This is a genomic window from Gemmata palustris, from assembly GCF_017939745.1.
Taxonomy (GTDB): Bacteria; Planctomycetota; Planctomycetia; order Gemmatales; family Gemmataceae; genus Gemmata; species Gemmata palustris.
In genome coordinates this window covers 6145873-6162111 of sequence record NZ_JAGKQQ010000001.1, presented here as the reverse complement: position 1 = coordinate 6162111, position 16239 = coordinate 6145873, and the positions used below count along the sequence as shown (strand labels likewise).

9 protein-coding genes are annotated in these 16239 nt (G+C 65.2%); 4 read left to right on the top strand and 5 right to left on the bottom strand.

The genetic code is table 11. The features are described from left to right. Positions 1-163: 163 nt before the first annotated feature. Together J8F10_RS25590 and J8F10_RS25585 are read right to left on the bottom strand one after the other, a co-directional pair. Positions 164-421, bottom strand: coding sequence for a hypothetical protein (locus J8F10_RS25590; protein ID WP_210658803.1), 258 nt, complete (start codon positions 419-421; stop codon positions 164-166). Between the two features lie 496 nt (positions 422-917). Continuing rightward, a complete protein-coding gene (locus J8F10_RS25585) occupies positions 918-2144 on the bottom strand; it encodes a serine hydrolase domain-containing protein (RefSeq protein ID WP_246523572.1) in 1227 nt (408 codons plus the stop codon). Positions 2145-2828: 684 nt separating this feature from the next. Here J8F10_RS25585 and rho point away from each other — a divergent pair. The 3 genes from rho to J8F10_RS25570 all read left to right on the top strand — a co-directional run bounded on the left by rho (position 2829) and on the right by J8F10_RS25570 (position 9856). Beyond that, entirely contained in the window at positions 2829-3986 is a 1158-nt protein-coding gene (gene rho, locus J8F10_RS25580; RefSeq protein ID WP_210658798.1) for a transcription termination factor Rho, read from the top strand. A gap of 677 nt (positions 3987-4663) precedes the next feature. Then, complete coding sequence (locus tag J8F10_RS25575) at positions 4664-8821, top strand: serine/threonine-protein kinase (protein ID WP_210658796.1); 4158 nt, start codon at positions 4664-4666, stop codon at positions 8819-8821. A 597-nt stretch (positions 8822-9418) separates the two neighbouring features. Beyond that, positions 9419-9856, top strand: a complete 438-nt coding sequence (locus J8F10_RS25570; RefSeq protein ID WP_210658794.1) for an acyl-CoA thioesterase — start codon at positions 9419-9421, stop codon at positions 9854-9856. Positions 9857-9862: 6 nt separating this feature from the next. On the opposite strand, the gene J8F10_RS25565 is transcribed toward J8F10_RS25570, so the two are convergent. Further along, positions 9863-10798: a UDP-glucuronic acid decarboxylase family protein gene (locus tag J8F10_RS25565; RefSeq protein WP_210658791.1), complete on the bottom strand. Its 936-nt coding sequence runs from the start codon at positions 10796-10798 to the stop codon at positions 9863-9865. 220 nt (positions 10799-11018) lie between these two features. Between J8F10_RS25565 and J8F10_RS25560 the strand changes: the two genes are divergently transcribed. Beyond that, positions 11019-13433, top strand: coding sequence for a WD40 repeat domain-containing protein (locus J8F10_RS25560; protein WP_210658789.1), 2415 nt, complete (start codon positions 11019-11021; stop codon positions 13431-13433). An 8-nt stretch (positions 13434-13441) separates the two neighbouring features. Here the strand turns inward: J8F10_RS25560 and J8F10_RS25555 are convergent, their stop codons facing one another. Continuing rightward, the gene (locus J8F10_RS25555) at positions 13442-15043 is read right to left on the bottom strand and encodes a chromosomal replication initiator protein DnaA (protein WP_315854163.1); all 1602 of its coding nucleotides are present in this window, start codon (positions 15041-15043) and stop codon (positions 13442-13444) included. Between the two features lie 239 nt (positions 15044-15282). Continuing rightward, positions 15283-16167, bottom strand: a complete 885-nt coding sequence (locus J8F10_RS25550) for a GNAT family N-acetyltransferase (protein ID WP_210658787.1) — start codon at positions 16165-16167, stop codon at positions 15283-15285. Positions 16168-16239 lie beyond the last annotated feature (72 nt).

Genomic DNA, 16239 nt, shown 5'->3' with positions numbered 1-16239 from the left:
ACCAGAGTCCCAATCTAAGGAGCGTGGAAAAGTGGGTCAATACGGACCGCTCGCGCGGTCGGTAGAACCGGCACAGTTGGCGCGGGCGGAACTAACCCTAACGGGACGAGAAAGCCGCCGGAAATCGCCGGCGGCAGTTTTCGTGGGCTTCGTGAAGTGACGATCAGAAAAGCGGGTCGGGGTAGTGAACTTCGACCAACGGGTGCCCGGGCTGTGTGGCGTCGAATTCCAACGTGACCAGCGTGCGAGCCGGTGCGGGGCCGATCACCTTCGTGTGACGGATCGGGCGCACGGTGGCCGGCGGTTCGAGATCGGCCTCGTAAGCCGTGTGGTACGTAACCTTTCCTCCCGTGATCGTCGCGGGGTGGATGTCGCTGGGTACGGGCGCGCCGACGAGCCCTTCGACTTCCGTGCGCGTCATTCCCGGCTTGAGCTTCGGCAAGGTTTGGGCTGTTCCTTGCGGTGTGAACTTTGGTCGTTCAAAATTGGGGGGAATCTGCCTAATATCAAGAACAACGACGTCGTCCGACAGTTGGGGTGGGCTGGTCAGTCCAAACCCACGAAATACATCCTGACCGATCCAGACCACGAACGCCGTGCCGAGAACGCCGAGAACGGCGATCGGGTGTCGTGTGAGAAATTGGAGAGGCTTCATGTCCGGCCCTCGGGCTGGAGGTTACGGGGGCGTTCGCAGCGCCAGTTAATGCTCTCTTGTTCGTTGGTTGTGCAGTGCCATTTGTTCGCACCGCACAATTTCGCGCCACGGTCAACTACCAACTACTTGTCTCGAATGCCTCTGTTGGTCGGGAAAAAATCCCGGTTTTAGTTGATTCAAGGTTACCAGATAGAGCACACGAGCGACAGCCGAGTTGTTTTTGCTCGTGCGAATGGTGTGAATCTTGTTGCCGCGGATGAACTTACTTCACTTCCTGTGCGGGGAATTTCTCGAACAAGTCACCCGCGGGCCACTGTTTAATGGTTCCGGCGGTGGCGTGCATCGCTTCGTCGATGAGTGCGGACGGGTGGTGACCGCCGGCTGTCGCATCGGTGTTGAACAGTACCGCCCAGTTCAGCCCGTCCCACCGGCGCACCAGAAGCGCGCCCGTACCGGGGATCGAACCGTCGTGCCACGTGTTCGCCTTTCCCGCTTTCCCGACGGGGCGCACGCTCCACCCACAACCGTAATACGTAACCCTGGGGTGCTTCTCGGGGTCGAATCCGGCCTCGCCATCGGGCCGCGCCCACATTTCGGTGATCCCGGTCGCGGAGAGCAGCGGGGATTTTTTGTCGTAATCGAACGCGGACGCGAACCGCACCAGATCGATGGCCGACCCGACCCAGCCGCCGTGCGCCTCGAAGCCCTCGATGTTGTCCGCCCCGTCCGGGCGCGGCACCTGGTCCCCGGCCCGCGGCGCGTACAGGCAGCGCCCGGTGCGCTTCTTCGAGTCGTAGTAACAGACTTCGCCCTTCGCGCGCTTTTCCGGCACCCCGCGCCCCAACGACATGCCCCCGGCGCCCGCCGGCGCGAGCACGTTCTTCCGGACCCACGGCTCGTACTTCTGGCCCGTGACCGATTCGATCACGCGCCCGAGGACGAGGTACCCGAGGTTCGAGTACGCCATTTTCGAGCCCGGGGCGAAATCGAGTGGGCGGCCCATCATGTACCGCACGACGTCGCACGGGGTCGGCGCGTCGCTCGCGAGTTTCATCTCGCGGGCGATCCGGCACGGGACCGCGATCGGGTCGAACCCGCCCTTCTTGTCGCGGTCCCAGCCGCCGGTGTGCTGAAGGCACTGGCGAACGGTGATTTTCGCCCACTGCTCGTCGACCTTCGCCCCACCGGTCAGAAAGGGATCGAGTTTCACGTACTTGAGAACCGGGTCGTCGAGCTTCACCTTGCCCCGTTCGGCGAGGGCCACGACCGCGGCGCCGGTGATCGGCTTGGAGACGCTCGCAATACGAAAGGGCGCATCCGGCTGAACGTCCACCTTCTTCGCGACTTTGGCGTAGCCGAACCCGCGCGCGTAAACGAGCTTCCCGGCGCGCGTGATCGCGACCGCGGCGCCGGGAATCTTGTGGTCGGTAATGAAGTCGGTGAACAGCGTATCGAACGGTGCGAGGTTCTCGTTTGCTGTTCCCGTCATGGGGACATCGGGGGTCCAGGCGTGGGCGCGGGTGATGCCTCCTGTTGCGAGAATTGCGGCAGAAGCGAGAAGCGAACGGCGCGAGAAATGAGGCATAGTGCTCCGGAATCCCAGTTCGAGAATGTGATTGGGCCGAGAACTAAAGACCTGGTCGAAACAGAGGGCGATCGCGAATGTAAGGGCTACTCGTCGAGTCTTCGAGTGCGTTCTTACGCGCGTCGGATCTGAGGGTGTCAAAGATACGTGGCGACGCGCTCATGGCCACGTTATTGTAAGAACATCTCCGAGTATTCACCGATGAAGAATGGAATCATCACCTTACGTAGTGTGGGGTGGTCCCTCGGGGGCGCGGGTGCGGAACCGCCCGGAGGTCCGCACCTGGAAGCGCTGCGCCCGGGAGTCGGAGCGCGTGACGTTCGGTGACCCTATTTTGTTTGCCCGAGTACCCCGGGGCCGTGACTCTAACAGCCCCGGCCCGTTGGTGCGAGTCGCTATCTGCAAACTCCCGTTGTTTCTCTCTCGCGTTTGTCCACAATGGGGGTTAGAATCTCTCCCACTTGCCGAGAAAACGCTCGCACCCGTCCCGCGGTCGATGACTGCCGTTTTTCCTCTTGGCTTTCTGTTTCCGCTGCACTCGGTTTTCGCACCGGGCGCCAGGTTCCTGTACGAGAGTAGAGTTCCCGCATGTCTGATCCTCGCAACAGCGCGCTGGGCGTGCTGGAGATGCACCCACGGGGGCACGGGTTCCTTCGTAACCCCGCCAGGAACTATGCCCCCACGCCGAACGACGCCTATGTTCCCGGGCCGCTCATTCACAAGCTGAATCTCGCGGAGGGCGTGATGCTCGGCGGCGCGCTTGAGCCGCCGCGCCGCGGCTCGGGTCCGCGGCTCGCGTCCGTCACCGAGATCGAGGGGGCGGACCCGAAGTTATTCCGCCGCCGCGCCTGGGACGAACTCACGCCGGTCGACCCCACGAAGTGGCTGCGGCTCGAAACCGGCCCCGAGCCGCTCACCACGCGCGTGATGGACATGTTCACGCCCATCGGGATGGGCCAGCGCGGGCTGATCGTGGCCCCGCCGCGCTCGGGTAAGACGGTCCTGCTCACACACATCGCGCAGGCCGTCATCACCAACCACCCGAACGTTCACCTCATGATCTTGCTCGTGGACGAACGGCCCGAAGAGGTCACGGATATCAAGCGGAACATCGTGCGCAAGGCGGCCGAGGCCGGCTCCACGACCCCGCCGCCGGTCGAGGTGATCGCGTCCAGTTCCGACCAGAACACCGCGAACCACACCCGGCTCGCGGAACTCGTGGTGGAGCGCGCCAAGCGCCTGACCGAGCAGGGCAAGGACTCCGTCGTGCTGCTCGACAGCCTGACGCGCCTCGCCCGCGCGTACAACAAAACGTCCGGCAGCGGGCGCACGATGAGCGGCGGCGTGGACAGCAAGGCGCTCGACGTGCCGAAGCGCCTGTTCGGCGCGGCCCGCGCGTTCGAGGAGGGCGGCACCCTCACCATCTTGGGCACCGCGCTCATCGAAACCGGTAGCCGCATGGACGAGGTGATCTTTCAGGAGTTCAAGGGCACCGGGAACATGGAACTGGTGCTGAACCGGGCGCTGGCCGAGCGCCGCGTGTACCCCGCGATCGACCTCGGCGCGTCCGGGACGCGGAAGGAAGAGCGGCTCCTGCCGGCGGAAACGTTGGAGCAGATCACGCTCCTGCGCCGGAGCCTCATGCAGCAGAAGCCGGTCGAGGCGATGGAGGGCTTGGTCGCGCGGCTGGCGAAGACCAAATCCAACGCCGAGTTCCTCGCGCTCATGGGCAAAATGGGGCGCTGAGTCGGGAGCGATCGTTAGCAGTTTTTAAATGTAAATGCGTTTGTAAATTCGATCTTGTCTAATTATTATTGTTCCGGGCGGGTTAGCGCTTTTGGCTAACCCGCACTAACATTTGCTGCTCGCTTTGCCCGTGCTGCTGACGTTTTGTAGTGCGGGGAATCCTTGGTTTTTCAGCATTTCAGCGCCGACGGCTAACAATTGCTAACATTTGGGCCGTTGGAGGCTACGCCCGGCGCACCGTCGTCTTAAATTGGCCCTTTGCTCTCGTTAGCGGGCGTTTTATTGAGACCTCGCGAACGGCGCGGCGCGAGTTTTCCGGCGCTTTTGGCCACTACCGGTGGGCGCACGCCGCGCCGTCGCACCAAGATTTCAACGCAGCCGCTCGCATGTTGATTACGCTGTCGGTTATTTTCACATCTATTTTTGGTATACGCGATGTCAGTTACGCGGTAACGGCGCGTTTTTTGTATGTGGCTTGTTTTGTGCGTGAAGTGGCCCAAATGCACGATCCCAACAGAGATAAACGGGGGTCGACCGCGTCCGCTGATCGCGTCCTGCCGCGCCCATCCAGACTTCCCATTTCCCCACTCTTTCTATCCCGTTGCCGTTCCCGATCGGCACGCGAAAGGTTACGCTAACAGTTCCCGTAATCACCTCCACCCGGAGGACCGTCGATCATGGCTTCGCCAAGCGACCCGGACGAGGTCGAGCCAACACTGTTGCCGGGCGCCGCGCCGGAAATTGGTTCCGCCGGAGCACCGGTGGCGGCCATCACCCCGCCACCGGTCGCCCCGGACGCGACACTCGCTTACCCCGTAGCGGTCGACGACGGTGCCACACTGGTTTCCGCCACGGCTCCGGCCGCGCAGGGGGAGACGAACGACGCCGCCGATGTGACCCGGATCTCGGCCGCGCACTCGGCCCCGGACGCTGGAACGGTTGTCGGTTCTAACGTCGCCGAGCCCGGCGCGACCCTGCCGTCGCCCGCGGGCCGCACCGCCGCCTCGGGCGCGATGTCGGGCGGCATCTCCGGCGACCTGTCGCACGACACCTCCCCTATTTCCGTGTCCGCCGGGCCGGGCGTGTCGGTTTCCGCGCCGCAAACCAGCGGCACGATGGTCGGCCGGTTCGCGCTCAAGGGGCTGCACGCGAGCGGCGGGTTGGGCGAAGTGTTCACTGCGCGCGACACCGAACTGAACCGCGAGGTCGCGGTCAAGCGCATCAAGTCGCGGTACGCGGACGATCCCGGCAGTCGTCGGCGCTTCCTGACGGAAGCCGAACTCACGGCCCGGCTCGACCACCCCGGCGTGGTGCCCGTCTTCGGTCTCGTGAACGACGCGCGCGGCCGGCCCGTCTACGCGATGCGGTTCATTCGCGGCGAAACGCTCAAAGACGAAATCGATCGTTACCACGGTCCGACGGCCGCGGGCCGGGCGCTGGGGGCCGAAAAGACCGAGAAAGTCGAAAAGGCCGAACCGAAGCCGACCGAACCCGGCGCGGACCCGGTGCCCGCTTCGGGCGAAAAAGAGACCCCGCGCACGGTCGCGTTCCGGAACCTGCTGTCGCGCTTCGTCTACGTGTGTAAGGCTATTGCCTACGCACACGACAAGGGCATCATTCACCGCGACATCAAGCCGGCGAACGTGATGGTCGGCAAGTTCGGCGAAGTACTCGTCGTGGACTGGGGGCTCGCGAAATCGTTGTCGGACGGCCCCGACTTCGACCGCATCATGCGGGCCACGGCCGAAGCCGGGTTCCGCCACGATCCGGAGGCGACCGATCTGCCGTCGCACATGACGATGGCCGGGACCGCGGTCGGCACGCCGTCGTACATGCCGCCCGAGCAGGCGGCCGGGGAGATCGACAAAGTCGGTCCGCGGGCCGACGTGTACTCGCTCGGTGCCACGCTGTTCGCCATCCTCACCGGCCGCGCCCCGTTCGTCGGGAAGAGCGCGGTGGAGACGCTCAATCAGGTGCGGCGCGGCGCGTTCGAGCCGCCGGCCGCGGTGAACGCCGATTGCCCGAAGCCGCTCGACGCGATTTGCCGCAAGGCGATGGCGCTGAACCAAAACGACCGCTACGCGACCGCGCTGGACCTGGCGACCGATGTGGAGCGGTGGCTCTCCGACGAGCCGGTGAGCGCGTACCGCGATCCACTGACAGCCCGCCTCGCGCGCTGGGCGCGCCGGCACCCGGCCCGGATCGCGACCGGCGCGTCGCTGCTCCTGGCGGGCGTGCTCGCGGCCGGGGGCATCGCGTGGGCCATTAACGAGGGCCGAAAGAGCACGCAGACGGCCCTCGACCTCGTGACCGAGAAGGAAAAGGAAACGGCCGCGGAACGCGACAAGGTGGCCGCACAGGAGAAGGAAACGGCCAAGGCGCTCGTGCAAGTGACGAAGGAGAAGGAGCGGACGGAGGCCGAGAAGGTCCGGGTCGGACTCGCACGCGACGTGGCGCGCTCGCGCTACGAGAAGGCGGTCGAAGCGTACAACACGCTCGTCCACGACCTCGACAAGAAGCTCGCCGACCGCGCCGGGATGCAGGCGATTCGGAAAACGCTGCTGCTGAACGCCACCGACGGCCTCAAGAAGCTCATCGAGGGCAAGGTCGAGGGCGACATCGGGGCCGACCGGACGCTGGTTTCGGCACACCGGCAAATGGGCGAGGTGTACCAACTCGTCGGCGAAACGACGCGGGCGCGCGAGCAGTTCCTCGAAGCGGTCAAGGTGGCCCGGGACGTCAAGAGACTGGCCGCGGATGGCGACGCGCGGACCCCCGAAGAGCGTGCGGCCGATCTCCGCGGCGCGGACCGCGACCTGGCCCGGGCGCTCGACAAGCTCGCGGGCATCCACGTTCAAGCGGGCGACACGACGTCCGCGCTCACCGCGATCAACGAAGCCGTCACAATTTTCGAGGCCCTCGCCGCGGACAAGACCGATGTGGTCGCGCAGCAAGACCTCGCCGCGGCGCGGGCGCGGCGGTCCCTGATTCGCATGGAGCGCGGCGAAACCGGCAAAGCCGTTGACGACTGCAAGCTCGCCCTGGCCGCGCGCCAGAAGCTTTCCGAAGACGCGCTCGGTAACCTCGACCGCACGCGCGACTTTGCGGACAGCCTCGACGCACTCGCGGGCCTGCAACTCCGCACGGGGGACACGAACGGCGCGAGCGAGAGCGCCGGGAAGTGCTTGAAACTGCGAACCGAACTGGCCCCGAAGTTCCCGCGCGATCGGGCCGACGTTCAGCGCGAACGCGCGGACGCGCACGCTCGATTGGGCGAGGTCCACTTCGATCGCGCGCTAATGGGTGCGGCCGCCAGGGATTACGAGGACGGGATTCGGGTGCTCGATGAATTGATGGTGGTCGACCCTCAGAACGCGGGCGCGGGCGCCGATCGCGCGCTCCTGTACGGCCGACTCGGGCTGGTTCAGATCCGCACCGGCGACATCGTGCGCGCGCTCGATAACGGCAAAAAGAGCAAGGAGGGGTGCCAGGCCCTCGAAACGATCGACCCCAAATCGGCGAAGGCCCAGCGCGACCTCGCGCTCGCCCGGCGGTGCTACGGCGACGCGCTCCTCGCCGGGGGTTACGCGAAAGACGCCCTTGTGGAGTACGAGGCGTCGTTCGCGCTGCTGACGGCGCTTCAAGAACTCGATCAAGAGAGCGCGGCGGCCAAGCTCGAACGCGCGCACGGGTGGCAGCACATCGGCGACTGTAAACTCGCCCTCAAAGACCCGAAAGGGGCCGTGAGCGCGTTTCAAGCGTGTGTGGAGATTTTCGCGAAGGCGGAGGCCAAGGACGGTGAATCGGCGAGTTTAAAGCGCGATCTCGCGGTGGGGCTGTACAAGCAGGCGGACGCGCACTGCGCCGAGGGGAAGCCCGCGCCGGCCAACCAGCTCGCGAGCCGCGCCACGAAGATGCTCGTGGCCCTGGCCGCTGCCAACAAGGGCAGCGCACAGGCCCAGCGCGACATCGCCCTGGCTTACGGCAAGTGGGGCCAGGTGCTCGCGAACGACGGGCACCCCACCGGCGCCCTGATCGTGTGGCAGAACTCGCTCGACCGGTTCCAGAAACTCGCGCGACTCGACAAGGAGAACGTCCAGGCAAAGGAAGAAGAGGCCAGCGCGTGGGAGCGGCTCGCCGGGTTCTACGCGACCCTCGGTAACAGCACCCAGGCGCTTGCGTCCGCGCGGCACGCGATCGCGCTGTGGGTCGCGCTCAAGAACAACGCGGACTCGCGCACCAAAGCGGGCCAGCGCCGACTCGCTCTCGCACTGATCCGGTGCGGCGACATCAACACCGAGGTTCGGCAACTGTCTGCCGCGAAGGACTGGTACGAGCAAGCACGGGACGAGGTGAAGCGGATGAAGGACGATCCGCTACTCGGGCCGGTCGTCGAACTCGCGAACGAAAAGCTGGTGTTCCTCGAAGCCGTGAAGGTCGGTCTGAGCAACCCCAAGAACTTGGCCGACAAGAAGTACGACGCCACGCGGGTCGCCGCGCTGCGGATGGTCGCCTCGCTCGAAATTCGTGCGGACCACCCGCCCGAAGCGGCCAACGTTGCCTATGAACTGGAGCGCGTCGCGAAGACCCCCGAGGATCTGTTCGCGGTCGCCCACACGTTCGCCGGGTGCGCGGCCGCGACGCGGGGAACGGACTCGGCCAAGATCAGCGACGCGAAGAAAGCCGTCGCCGCGCTGCGTAAGGCGATCGACGCGGGCTTCCGTGACGCGGACGCGCTGACCACTCCGGAATGGGACGCCGTGAACCGCCGCGATCCGGACTTCTCCAAAGTGCGAAGCGAGCTCATCCAGCGCCGGAGCGCCTCGAACAACTGACCGTGCGACATTTCTTGGAACCGCGGGCGCCGTGCCCGCATTCTTCTTTCGACGCGAAGAACGGTTCCCAGGAGAGCGGGTACGCCCTCCTGGGAACCGGAAATCCGTTGCGCAGGTGCCCTTGTTTCGCCGCCGGCGCGTCGGTAAAAGGGCGCTGCCGGGTGAAAGATACGCGCGGACGGTGTGTACGATTTGTGTGCCCGGTGGCGCCGGTGTTGACCGGTTCCGTTGCATCGCCTCCGAACGCAGTGCGGTATCCGCCGCGTGGGAATTGAACGTTCCACTCGCTCCGTCACGTGCGGCACGGTTGAAACTGCCCGTGAGCGCGCTGCGAACAATTGCCGGGTCCGCTTCGCGTGTCGAACTTCCGCCGCTCGAAGGTGAACCGCTGTTTTGTGTCACGTCGATGGGTACGAGGGAGCGACAGTGGAAACCGAACCGGTCGTTCACGGGGTGGCACTCGTTCGGGCAGAAGTAGCACGGTCGGGTGGACCCGCAGTTACCACTGGCGCGGTCCGCGAACCGCGGCGCAGTGGTGAACCCGTTCATCGAGTAGGCGATTCCACCGGACCCGAGCCGGTCAACCGATTGCCCGTCATGGCCATCACACACAGCCACAAACTCGTTCTCCCCGCCGACGCGAACCACCACGGCACGCTGTACGCGGGCGCGATGCTCCGGCTCGTGCTCGAAGCGGGCTACGCGACCGCGTGGAAGCACATTGGCCCGGAAGCGAACCTCGTGCTGCGGCGCGTGCTGAACATGGAGTGCCTGCGCCCGGTGCCGGTGGGCATCGTGGTGGAGATCCAGGGTGCCGTACTGCACCGAACGGCAGCCTATTTGGTGTGCGGACTGGTGGGCGCCCCGTGGGACGATAACGGCCCGTGGGCGGAAGCGCTCTTCGGCTTCGCCCAGGTGAACCCGGACGGTAAACTCACGCACTTTCCCGAACGGCTCCCGGCCGTGAGCACGCCCACGGGCGCGGTCTGGGAGCGCCTGGAGCGCCGCATGAACAAGTTCCTGCGGCTCCGGTGAGAAGACTCACTTCCCCAACTTGTTGCGGAAGAAGTCCATCGTCCGCTTCAACCCCTCGTCGCGGCCGACCTTCGGTTCCCAGCCCAGAAGATGCCGCGCGCGGGTGATGTCCGGCTGACGCACCTTCGGGTCGTCCTGTGGCAGCGGTTTGAACACAATTTCGCTCTTGCTGCCCGCGAGCTTCCGAATCTCCTCTGCGAACTCCAAAATGGTGATTTCGGCCGGGTTGCCGAGGTTCACCGGGTCGTGGAAGTCCGTGAACAGCAACCGCCAGATCCCCTCGACCAAGTCGGACACGTACTGAAAGCTCCGCGTCTGTCCCCCGGCGCCGTACACGGTGATCGGCTCGCCCATCAGCGCCTGGTACATGAAGTTCGGCAGCACGCGCCCGTCGTTGAGCCGCATGCGCTCGCCATACGTGTTGAAGATGCGAATGATGTGCGTGTTCACGCCGTGGGCGCGGTGGTAGGCCATCGTGATGGATTCGGCGAACCGCTTCGCTTCGTCGTAGCACCCGCGCACGCCGATCGGGTTCACGTTGCCCCAATAGCTCTCCTTCTGCGGGTGCTCGAGCGGGTCGCCGTACACCTCGCTGGTGCTGGCGAGCAGGTAGCGCGCGCCGTGCGTCTTGGCGAGACCGAGCGTGTTGTGCGTGCCCAGCGAGCCGACCTTCAGCGTCGGGATCGGGTGCTCGAGGTAATCGACCGGGCTGGCGGGGCTGGCGAAGTGCAGAACGTTATCGAGCTTCTGCTTCACTTTCAGCGGCGCGGAGATGTCGTGCCCGATGAACCGGAACCGCGGGTTCGTGCGGAACGGGTCGAGGTTCGCGAGGTCGCCGGTAATCATGTTGTCCACGGCGATGACTTCGTGCCCCTCGGCGAGGAACCGTTCGCACAGGTGAGACCCGATGAACCCGGCTCCGCCGGTGATGAGCGTGCGCACGCGCGCCTCCGTTGTGATGCGTGATGGGCGGTCGGTCGGGGTTGGGATACCGACGCACAACACGCGCCGCAAGGGGCCGGCGGACTGCGGCCGAAATGGGGTAAAGCAGAACTAGTGCCGGACTCGCCAACGTGCGGCACCCACAGCACATTCCACCGGTAACAGGTTCGTCTCGCGGCGAACTGCGTCGTTCGGCTACCATGCGGCCGGAGGGTTCCCGATGTCGCGTGCCGCGCTGTCGATCGCTCTGCTGTTTCTCGCACAAATCGCGTCCGCGGCCGACCTGCCGCCGGGCGCCGTCGCGCGCCTGGGCGACGACCGCTTCCGCGCCGGTGGGGTGGTTACGCACCTCGCCCTTTCGCCCGATGGTAAGCAGTTTGTTACGGTGAGAGAGGCCGGAATCGGGTTACTGGCAGTGACAACGTGGGACGCGAGCACCGGAAAGCCGATCCGCGAACAGAAAGTGAACAGCGAATTGTTCCGGGGGTTGGTGTGGGGAAAAGGCGGCGCGTTCGCTGTTGTGTGCCGCGCCGAACCGGGGCCGAAAAATGGGACCGGCGAGCTGTTCCCGGACGATTTCCGCGTGTGGGACTTCACTGATCCGAAAATTGTTCCGCCGCCCGTAATATCGGTCACTCCTTATTTTGAATTGGGTGATTGGCTCAACGTGGTGCGTCCGAAACACGGCCCCGAGTACACCGACTTCGAGTTCAGCGCCGACGGCACGCGGGGTGCGGCGCGGTGGAAGTCCGCAGACGGGCGGCACGCGGTTCACGTGTTTGAACTGAAATCGGCGCCCACTGCAGCCAAACTCACACGAATTGGCGCGATCGATCTCGGTGCAGAAGGAGCCGACGCGGTACACCTCTCTGCGGACGGCAAGAAGATCGTCACGTTCCGCGCGCTTGCGAACCCCGGTACCCGGGAATGCACCGCGACCGTGTGGGACGTGGCCACGGGCAGGCCGGGGAAGCCGGTACGAGCGCCGGGCGCAAATCGCCTCATGCTCGCGCCCGACGCCAGCGCGATCGTCGTGTATACGGCTGAACAAGAAGAATGGGGCTTCGATCTGTTCGATTTTGCGACCGGCAAGCGCCGCGCGCTGACCCGGTGGCGGTACACGGCAGCTCAACTTGACGGCGGGCCGGACGACAGGGGCGCGTTCGTGTTCGCTCCGAGCGGGTGCGAGGTGTTCGTCGCCATCGACCGCCAGACGTTCGTCATCGACCTGAAAACCGGGAAGGAACTCGGCCGGCTCGAAGGGCACGCCGATGCGCCGCGCGCGGTTGCGGTGTCGGCCGATGGCGCCACGATTGCGACCGCGGATTGTTACGGGTTGGTCCGGCTGTGGGGCGCGAATACACTGCGCCCCTTTGAAGAAGTAACCGGGCACCGGGCGCCGGTCGAGCACGCGGAACTGTCGCCCGATGGCAAACGCCTTCTGACGTGGGCCGAAGACGAAACCGTGCGGCTGTGGGACGTTGCGACAGGAAAGGAACTGCGCGCGTTTGCCGGCGCACCGGGACTATTCGATACGAACCGTTACCTCAACCGACCGACGTTTACGCCGGACGGGACGACGGTGCTTTACAGCACGAAAACCCACTTGGTCGCGCGCGATTTGCTCGCCAGTTTGGAAGTGCCGCTGCCCGGCGGCATGGCGGAACTAGAACCGCACTTCGTCGTGTTCGCTCCCGACGGCAAAGCAGCGCTGACATGGACCGGGAACCCGAAATACCTCACAGTATGGGACTGGCCGAGTGGCAAGAAGCGGTTTGCCTTGGAAGGGCTATTAAGTGAGGGTACGCCCGGGTTCACATTCGACGGCGCTGCAGTATTTGCGGACGGCTGTTCGCCGCAGTGCTGGGACGCGAAAACTGGCAAGGAGCTAACTACCGCATGGAAGGACGCCCCCAACCGACCCCTCACGTTGCTCTCACTGCGCCCGAACCCGCGGTTATTAATCGATCGGTCCCTCAAGGGGTTGCGCACCCTGGAAGCCGGAACCGGCCGGCTAATGTCGGAGGTACATACTGTTCGGGACGAGTATGACGGGAGCCAAGGCGATCCGCGCGGTGTCGCGCTGGCACCAAGTACCGGTCAATACGCCTGGTTATGGAACCTGGATGAGCCGGACGTCCTTCATTTGAGCGAAACCGTCACTAGCGAACTTCGCCGCACGTTGCAGGGACACCGCGGCGAAGTTCGCGTACTCGGGTTCACCCCCGACGGGACGAAGCTCCTCACCGCGGGCGGGGATCACACCGTTCTCGTGTGGGACGTGCGGCTCCAGTCCGTGCCGTTGCCGGACGCGCTCAAGAAAGAAACGAGCGCAGCGAAGTTATGGGACACGCTCACAGCCCCCAACGCAAAAGATGCGTACCTCGCGATGGCGCGCCTCGCCCGCGAACCGGAGGCGGCGGTTAAGATCGTGAGGATGCGCCTCAAACCGGCCGCAAGGGGGGAGCGCGAAACCGATGAGAGCAAGGTCACCGATTGCCGCGCGATCGAGTTACTCGAAGCGCTTGGCACTGACAGTTCGCGCACGCTGTTGAAGGAGTTGGCCGCCGGTCACGCGGGAGCGTTCCGCACTCAGGAAGCAAAGCGCGCGATCGGGCGATGGGAGAAAAAGTAGCGGGCCGCTCAGCGCTGCAGTTCGCGCTCGATGCGGTCGACCAGTTCCTTCACCGACCATTCGCGGTCGCCGATGGCCACGCTCGCGTTCTTGTCGAGCCAGGCCCGCACCTTCTTCTCCGCCGCCACCGCCGTGCTGTGCGTCTTCGCGCCGAAGTGCTTGCTCACTTCGCCATAGGTCGCGGCCGTGTGCTTGCGGGACAGGTAAATCGCGATCATGCGCGGGTGACTGACGGCCCAGGTGCGGGCCTTTGATTGCAGCGTACCCGCGGCGAGCCGGAGCGTCGTACACACGGCCGCGTCCACGTCCGCAACGGTAACCACCCGCACCGCGTGCCGGAGCAGGTCGCCGAGCGCTTCACGGGCCGTCGCCATGTCTGCCGGGCGCCCGGTCACCTTCGCATAGTGGCGCACGCTGTTCACCGCGCCCTCGAGTTCCCGCACGTTCCCGCGGAGCGTGTTCGCGAGCGCCTTCAGCACGGCGTCGGGAATCATCGGCCCGGGGCCGCACGACTTCTTGCGGAGGATTTCGAGCCGCGTCTCCGGGTCCGGGGGCATCAGGCCCCACACCGCGCCGCCGAGGAGCCGGTCGAGCAACTCCGGCATCAGTTCGTCGGCCAGGCGCGGGTGGCAATCCATTGTCACCACGACCTGCCGACCATCGGCCACGAGCGCATCGAACGTGTGGAGGAACTCTTCCTGCGTGGCCTTCTTGGTCGCGAGGAAGTGCAGATCGTCGAGGAGCAGCGTGCTGCACTCGCGGAACTGGCGCCGGAACGCGGACATCTTGCCGAGCCGCGACGCCTGCACGAACCGCGTGGTGAACTCTTCCGCGGTTACGTAGCACGGGCGCTGATCGCTCTGCCGCTTCATCCCCGCGTAGATGCCTTCGAGGAGGTGCGTCTTACCGGTCCCGACCGGGCCGTGAACCACGAGCGGGTTCGCCCCCTGCCCCGGTTCTTCGATCACGCTGAGCGCTGAAGCGTGCGCGACGCGGTTACACGGGCCGCTGACGAAGTCCGCGAGCGACTTCCACCGGCGCCCGGTGCGCTGCGACGAGATCGGCCGAGCGAGGGCTTCCGCTTCCGGATCGGGGCGCTTGACCTTCGGCTTCGGTTGCGAGACCGGGTCGCCGAACAAGTCGACTTGGGGAATCGCGGGGTGCGGAGCGCGGAGGGCAGATTTGGAAGCAGAATCCGCGGCTTTCTTGTCTTCGCTCCGCGCGGCCCCACGATCCCGGTTCTCGCTCTTCTTGTCTTCGCTCCGCGCTCCGTTTTCCTCGCTCCGCGTTTCTTCGAGGGGGAGGTTGTCCACAGCCCACCGCAGAGTCGTGTCCGCGCCGTAGACTTCGGCGACCGCCGCTTTCACGGCCGTGCCGAATGTGTGCTCGAGCCACTCCTGCATGTGCTGGTTCCGGGTCGCGACGACGATCCGGCCGCCGAGCGGGACGAACGTCGCGTTCCCCTGGAACCAGAGGTTGAAGCGCGCGGCCCCGACGCGGGACGAGACCGCGTCGGCCAGGGCTTGCACGGACGGTCCCGTCCGCACGGGGGCGGCCGAAACCGGCGTGTCCTGGTATGCGAGAGCACGAGTAGCGAGTCGGGGTGGCACAGACAAACTCCCCGGTGCGATTCTGAGTTCCTTTCAATATCTGCGCCCCGAGCCCCGCGCCTACGCGCAGGAAGGTCGGTAAGTGGCGGTATCCGGGAACGGGGCTTGGCGCGGCCGGCAGAGTCACGCGCGCCGGGTATGCGCGCAGTAATCGCGCCAGAAGGCGCAATATGGCGCCGTTTGGCGCAAGTGCCCCAGTTGAAAGCGCGAAGGTGTACTTGAACGAAATCAGAGTGAAGTTAGATGCTCCACGACGCGAGCCAAACCTCGCGCCGATCGTACTCGGCGAACCCGTGCCGTGCGTAGAGGCGCATGGCCGGTGCGTTCCGGGCATCGACGGATACGTTCAGCGGGCCGGAGTACGCAACCGAGGTGATAACAAAGTTCAATAATTCCGAACCGAATCCGCGCCCGCGCTTCGTGGGTTCGATGCCCAGGTACGTCAAATCAATCGCCCCCTCCGCGCCCGGTTCGATGATCGCCAAGCCGACGTGCTCGTCGCCCCGCGTCGCGAGATACCATTCGGAATGAGGGGTCTCGGCGAAGCCCCGCATGATCTCGGCGGCGGTTCGCGGGCGGTTCAGCTCGGGGCAGTCGAGGCTGTCTATGTGTGTGGCGAGGAGCGTGTCTTCCATGTGATCGACGAGCGGGGGCGCACTGAACGCGAACGTTAACCGAGGGGTTGGTTGCGCCGAGCTTTTTGTTCGGGTGCCCGAGTGCCGCAAGAACACCAACTGCGTGGTGTGTTTGAAACCGTGGCGCTCGAGTGGGGCCATTTCGTCGCGTTCGTTCTGGGCGGCAAACGCCTGGCAAACCTTCACGCCGCGTTCGCGGAGCCACGCGCACGCGGCGGCCGTAACTGCGTCCTCGAATTGTCGGGAATGACCGCGCGGTGGTAACGCGATTCCGAGTGCTCCCGGTAGCGTTTGAACGAGGGCCGCCGCCCGTAGTCGCCCGCTTTCTCGTGCGACAAAAATGCGCGACGCTTCGCCGTCCGAAAGGAGCCGGTCGTGACAGCGCTCCACGAACTGATCGCGGTCTGCGGCACCAGATCGGGCGAACAACAGCCGGCACGCGGGCAACAGTTCGTGTGGCGCGGCCTGCGACACGTCGAAACGTGACATGGGCAACTCGGACTCAATTCACACAATCGGAACAGTCGATTAAGATGATTACATCGTACCTTATGGACGGAC